This window comes from Herbaspirillum sp. UBA812 (assembly GCF_002296545.1).
Lineage (GTDB): Bacteria > Pseudomonadota > Gammaproteobacteria > Burkholderiales > Burkholderiaceae_D > Herbaspirillum > Herbaspirillum huttiense.
In genome coordinates this window covers 1-5,394 of sequence record NZ_DBIC01000353.1, presented here as the reverse complement: position 1 = coordinate 5,394, position 5,394 = coordinate 1, and the positions used below count along the sequence as shown (strand labels likewise).

Annotated in this window: 4 protein-coding genes; 1 reads left to right on the top strand and 3 read right to left on the bottom strand. The window is 65.7% G+C overall.

What is annotated here, in order from left to right:
- The coding region (locus B3873_RS23635; protein ID WP_286869372.1) for an MFS transporter at nt 1-1,368 on the top strand (1,368 nt) is incomplete at its 5' end.
- Between the two features lie 105 nt (nt 1,369-1,473).
- On the opposite strand, the gene B3873_RS23630 is transcribed toward B3873_RS23635, so the two are convergent.
- The 3 genes from B3873_RS23630 to B3873_RS23620 form a co-directional block, all read right to left on the bottom strand.
- The gene (locus B3873_RS23630) at nt 1,474-2,409 is read right to left on the bottom strand and encodes a transglutaminase family protein (RefSeq protein WP_276837834.1); all 936 of its coding nucleotides are present in this window, start codon (nt 2,407-2,409) and stop codon (nt 1,474-1,476) included.
- Between the two features lies 1 nt (nt 2,410).
- Nucleotides 2,411-4,912, bottom strand: coding sequence for a circularly permuted type 2 ATP-grasp protein (locus tag B3873_RS23625; RefSeq protein WP_286869370.1), 2,502 nt, complete (start codon nt 4,910-4,912; stop codon nt 2,411-2,413).
- A 93-nt stretch (nt 4,913-5,005) separates the two neighbouring features.
- Nucleotides 5,006-5,394, bottom strand: a 389-nt coding sequence (locus tag B3873_RS23620; RefSeq protein WP_286869368.1) for a transglutaminase family protein, incomplete at its 5' end; no start/stop codon positions are given.

Genomic DNA, 5,394 nt, shown 5'->3' with positions numbered 1-5,394 from the left:
ACCCCTGCCCTGGACGTCCAGGCGTTCATCAACCGCGAACCCTTCTCGCGCTATCAATGGCTGATCTTCGCGCTGTGCTTCTTCGTCGTCCTGCTGGACGGCTTCGACACCGCCGCCATCGGCTTCATCGCCCCCTCGCTGCTCAAGGACTGGGGCATCGCCAAGCCGGACCTGGCTCCCGTGTTGAGCGCCGCGTTGTTCGGCCTGGCAGCCGGTGCGCTGACCTCCGGCCCCCTGGCCGACCGCTACGGCCGCCGCAAGATCCTGCTGCTGTCGGTGCTGGTCATGGGCGTGGCCTGCCTGGGCTCGGCCTTCGCCGGCAACCTGCAGGAGCTGACCATCCTGCGCTTCCTGACCGGCCTGGGCCTGGGCGCGGCCATGCCCAATGCGGTCACGCTCACCAGTGAATACAGCCCGGCCGCGCGCCGCGCCATGCTGACCAATGCCATGTTCTGCGGCTTCCCGCTGGGGGCGGCGCTGGGCGGCTTCCTGGCGGCGTGGATGATCCCGCTGTGGGGCTGGCGCAGCGTGCTGATGCTGGGCGGTGCCGCCCCGCTGCTGCTGTTGCTGGTGATGCTGCCCAACCTGCCGGAATCGGTGCGCCACATGGTGGCCAAGGGCTATGCGGCCGAGCGCATCGGCGCGGTCCTGCGCCGCATCTCATCCTCGGCCGCTGCTTTCAATCGCTTCACCCTGGCCGAGACCGGCCCGCAAGGCGAAGCCCCCACCGGCAAAAGCGGCATCGCGCTGCTGTTCGAACCGCGCTACCTGGTCGGTACCTGCATGCTGTGGCTGGCCTACTTCATGGGCCTGGTGATCTTCTATGCGCTGGTGAACTGGATGCCGGTGCTGTTCAAGGATGCCGGCCTGGCCCCCAAGACCGCCACGCTGATTGCTGCGCTGTTCCCGCTGGGCGGCGTGGGAGCCATCCTGTTCGGCTGGCTGATGGACCGCTACAACGCCAACCGCGTCATCGCCATCGGCTTTGCCGCCACTGCAGTGGCCGTATTTGCCATCGGGCAGGCGGTGGGCAATGTGGGCGTGCTCACCGTCGTGGTGTTCGTGGCCGGTACCTTGATGAATACCGCGCAATCTTCCCTGCCCGCGCTGGCCGCGGCCTACTATCCGACGCGGGGCCGTGCCACCGGCGTGGCCTGGATGCTGGGCGTGGGGCGCTTCGGCGGTATCGCCGGTTCCTTCCTGGTGGCCGAACTCACGCGCCGCCAGCTGGGCTTCAGTGAAGTCTTCGCGGTGGTGGCGGTGGCCGCGCTGGTCTCCACGGTCGCCTTGCTGGTCAAGCAGGCCTCCGACCGCAATCGTCCTGATGGCGGCAAGCCGCTGATGGTGGCGGACGCAGGCGCACACTGAGCGCAACCCTGAGCCTGGCGGAAAAACAAACATGGCCACTATTCCTTCGAATAGTGGCCATTGTGTTTTATGGCGACGCTGCGGCGACAATGCAGAAAATTGCGCTCAGATCGACAGCTGCAAACCCTGCGCTTCTTCGCCCGGCAACACCGTCACCGCCACCTGCATGGTCTGCTGTCCGCCGCCGATGAGCACGCCGCGCAAGGGCGAGATGTCGAGGAAATCGCGTCCCCAGCCCAACGTGATGTGACTGGTATCGGGGAAGACGCCATTGGTCGGATCGGCATCGATCCACATCCCCTCACCACCGTCCGCACCGGGGCAATACACCGAGACCCAGGCATGCGAGGCATCGGCCCCGATCAGGCGCGGTTGTCCCGGTGGCGGCTCGGTGAGCAGATAGCCGCTCACATAGCGCGCCGCCAATCCGATGGAGCGCAGGCACGAGAGCATCAGGTGCGCGAAGTCCTGGCAGACGCCGCGCCGGTTGACGAAGACTTCGGTCACCGGTGTGGACACAGTGGTGGCGGCCGGATCGAAGGCGAATTCCTCATGGATGCGCATCATCAACGCACGCACCCCCTCCACCACCGACAGGCCCGGGCTGAAGCACTCGGCCGCATAGCGGATGAACTCGCGCTTGATGCGCACGTGCGAGGATTCGAACAGGAAATTGGATGCCTCCAGCATGCCCGGCGCCATGATGCGGCCGCCGTGATAGGCCATCACCGTGGCCGCTTCCTCCCACTGCATGCCGGGCTGCGGCTGCGCACGCGGCGTGAGCGCGACCCAGGAATCGGCCTGCACGTCGAGGCTGGTGTGATCGGTATCGAGCGAGAAGGCCTTGATGACGTTGCCGAAATTGTCTTCGTAGCTGCGCACCAGTTGCGGCGACGGCAAGACGTTGACGGTGTGCGAGAGACATTGCTGCCAGGGCAGTTCGCGCGGCGTCAGGTGCAGCACCTGATGCGACAGCCGCACCGGCAGCGAATACTGGTAAGTGGTCTGGTGATGGATGCGGTAGACGGTGCGCTCGCTCATGTCATACCCCCTGGCTGACCGGTGCGGTCAGCGGCGTGAAGTAATGGCGCGAGAGATCATCCGAGAGCATGTAGCCACCGCTGACGGCGTCGCGCATCAATTGCGTCAGGCGCGCATTGGCCTCGGCTACGTTGGGATGATCGTGCGCAAACTCGGCCAGGTTCATCGCCTCCAGCTGGCTGGTCAGGTGCGCCGGAATGGTCATGCTCAGCAAGCCCAGCTGCTGGGCGATCTCGGCCATGTATTGCTGCAGCACGCGGAACTGGTAGGCCATGCCATGCGGATTGCTGACGTCGAACACCAGGAGGTGCAGCACCGGCAACCACTCCGGCGTGCGGCGATAACGCACGCGATAGGTGACGATGCTGCTGGCCGCCTCCAGCAGCCACGACAGTGCCGCCGTCTGGCGCTGTGGCGGCAGGCGCAGGAAGTTGTCGAAGAGCGCGGCCATGTTGGCCATGCGTTCGATGTGGCGGCCCACCATCAGGAACTGCCAGCCCGCATCGCGCGTCATGTCATCCAGGGCGTGACCGGCCAGCCCCGAACAGGCATCGATCACGTTACCCAGCACATGTTGTGCGGCGGCGGGGGTGTTGATGCGCTCCTGCACCATGGCCGGCATCTTGGTCAGGGCGTGCCAGTTGTCCAACGACAGATGTTCGCGCACCTGATAGGCAGCGTTGGCGAGCTGGCGCAGCTGCGTGGCCACGCTCACCGGTACGGAAGGATCGACCACCGCCGCCTGCAGGCTCTGCTGCAGGCCGGTGATGGTCGGACGCGGTTCGGATTTGGGCATCTGCACGCCGAGCTGGCTGCAGATCCACGACACACTGCCCAGCATGCCGCGACTCTCGGTCTGGCCATCCATGGTGTATTGCAGGGTGGTACGCAGCAGTCGCGAGAGATTCTTCACACGTTCCGAATAGCGGCCCATCCAGAACAGGTTCTCGCCCGAGTGCGAGGACACATCCACCGTACCCCTGATGACCGTGACGTTTTCTGCACCATGGCCGTCATCGGCCATGGCCGGGTCCGGGCGCTCCGCTTCACGCAGCACCCACACATCCTTGCTGGTACCGCCCTGCTGCATCGAGACCACGTCACGCCGCTGGCGTGGCGCCACGCGCGTCAACCCACCCGGCATCACCTGATAGCCACCTTCGCCATCGGCCACCGCAAACACGCGCAGGCTGATGGTGCGATTCATCAAACGATAGTCACCGCTGCGCGACATCACCGGCGCTTGCGACAGGCGCACCCATTCCTGGGCGGCGTAAGCGTGCGGCTGCAATTGCAGGCTTTCGATCAGGCGGCGGCGCGCGGTGCCCGTGACGGTATGGCCAAACACAGGCTGCATGCGCATCGAAGAAAACGCCGGCACGATCACCAGTTCATCCAGATGCGCCAGCGTGTAATCGAGCGCCGGTTTTTCGCCGCACCACCACGACGCTACTGAAGGCAGCAGCAGCGATTCGCCATACAGCCGCTCGTTGATGGCCGGCAGGAAGCCGTGCAGTGCGGTCGATTCCAGCACGCCGCTGCCCAGCGAATTGGCGATGACCACATTGCCCAATCGCGCGGCCTGCGTCAGGCCCGGCACACCGAGGGCGGAATCGGCGCGCAGTTCCAGCGGATCGCAATAGTCATCGTCCATGCGGCGCAGGATGGCGTGCACGCGGCGCAGGCCGTTCAGGGTCTTCAAGAATACCTGGTCGCTGCGCACCGTCAGGTCCACCCCTTCCACCAGCGGGAAGCCCAGCGTGTGCGCCAGGAAAGCGTGTTCGGAATAGGTTTCGTTGTAGGGGCCGGGCGTGAGCAGCACGATCAGCGGCACTTCACCCTGGGCCGGGGCCAGGCGCGTCAACATCGCGCGCAAGGTGTGGAAGTAGCGATGCGGCGACTCCACGTGCATGTCGCGCAAGGCTTCCGGCATGGCGCGCGACATGATCTGGCGGTTCTGCAAGGCATAGCCGGTGCCGGACGGACCTTGCGTGCGGTCCGACACGACCCACCAGGTACCGTCGGCCGAGCGCGCCAGGTCAATCGCATACGCATGCAGATGCACGCCGCCGGGCGGCTGCCAGCCGTGGCAGGGCATCAGGTAGCCGTGCTGGCCGAACACCAGTGCGGGTGGCAGCAGGCCTTCGGCGATCAGGTGCTGGGGGCCGTAGATGTCGGCGAGCAAGCCGTTCATCAGGCGTGCGCGCTGGGCCACGGCACGTTCCAGGAAATCCCATTGCTCGGAGGAGACCAGATGCGGCAGCAGGTCCAGTTCCCAGGGCCGGTTGGCACCCTTGGGGTCGGCATAGACGTTATAGGTCACGCCATCGGATGCGATGGCGTCACGTACCTCGTTGGCGCGCCGGCGCAGCATGTCCGGCGAGAGGTTTTCAAGCTGGTCGATCAGCGTTCGCCAGTGCGGGCGCAGGCGGCCGTCAGCCGCCAGCATCTCGTCGTAACGATCACTGGCGACTGGATAGCTTTCCAGGAGACGCTGGGGCATAAGTCATTGGCGGCCGGGTGGCGCACGCGCCGGGAGCAGGTCCCGTGCGGCGTGTCGCCTTGCAAGCGGCGCGGGGCCGCGCCCGGCTCAGTTTTAGAAGTAGCGTAAGTCTAACGTAAAAGGAAACTCGATAGACGCCCGCGCCGGGGTGACCTGCCATTTTCCCGGGGTATGGTTCATGCGGAAATAGCGCGCCAGGCGGCGGCTTTCCGCTTCGAAGGCATTGACCGGGAAGGTCTCGTAGCTGCGGCCGCCGGGATGCACCACGTGATACTGGCAACCGCCCAGGCTGCGGCCATTCCAGGTATCGACCAGGTCGAAGGTCAGCGGCGAATCCACCGGGATGGTCGGATGCAGCGCCGAAGGCGGCTGCCAGGCGCGATAGCGGATGCCGGCCACGAACTGGCCGACGATGCCGGTGGGCTGCAGCGGGACCGAAACGCCGTTGCAGGTCAGCACATAGCGATCGGAGGCCATGCCGC

Excerpts from the sequence above, each read along its gene's own strand:
- B3873_RS23630 (WP_276837834.1), bottom strand. The coding sequence starts at position 2,409 with ATGAGCGAGCGCACCGTCTACCGCATCCATCACCAGACCACTTACCAG.
- B3873_RS23625 (WP_286869370.1), bottom strand. The coding sequence starts at position 4,912 with ATGCCCCAGCGTCTCCTGGAAAGCTATCCAGTCGCCAGTGATCGTTAC.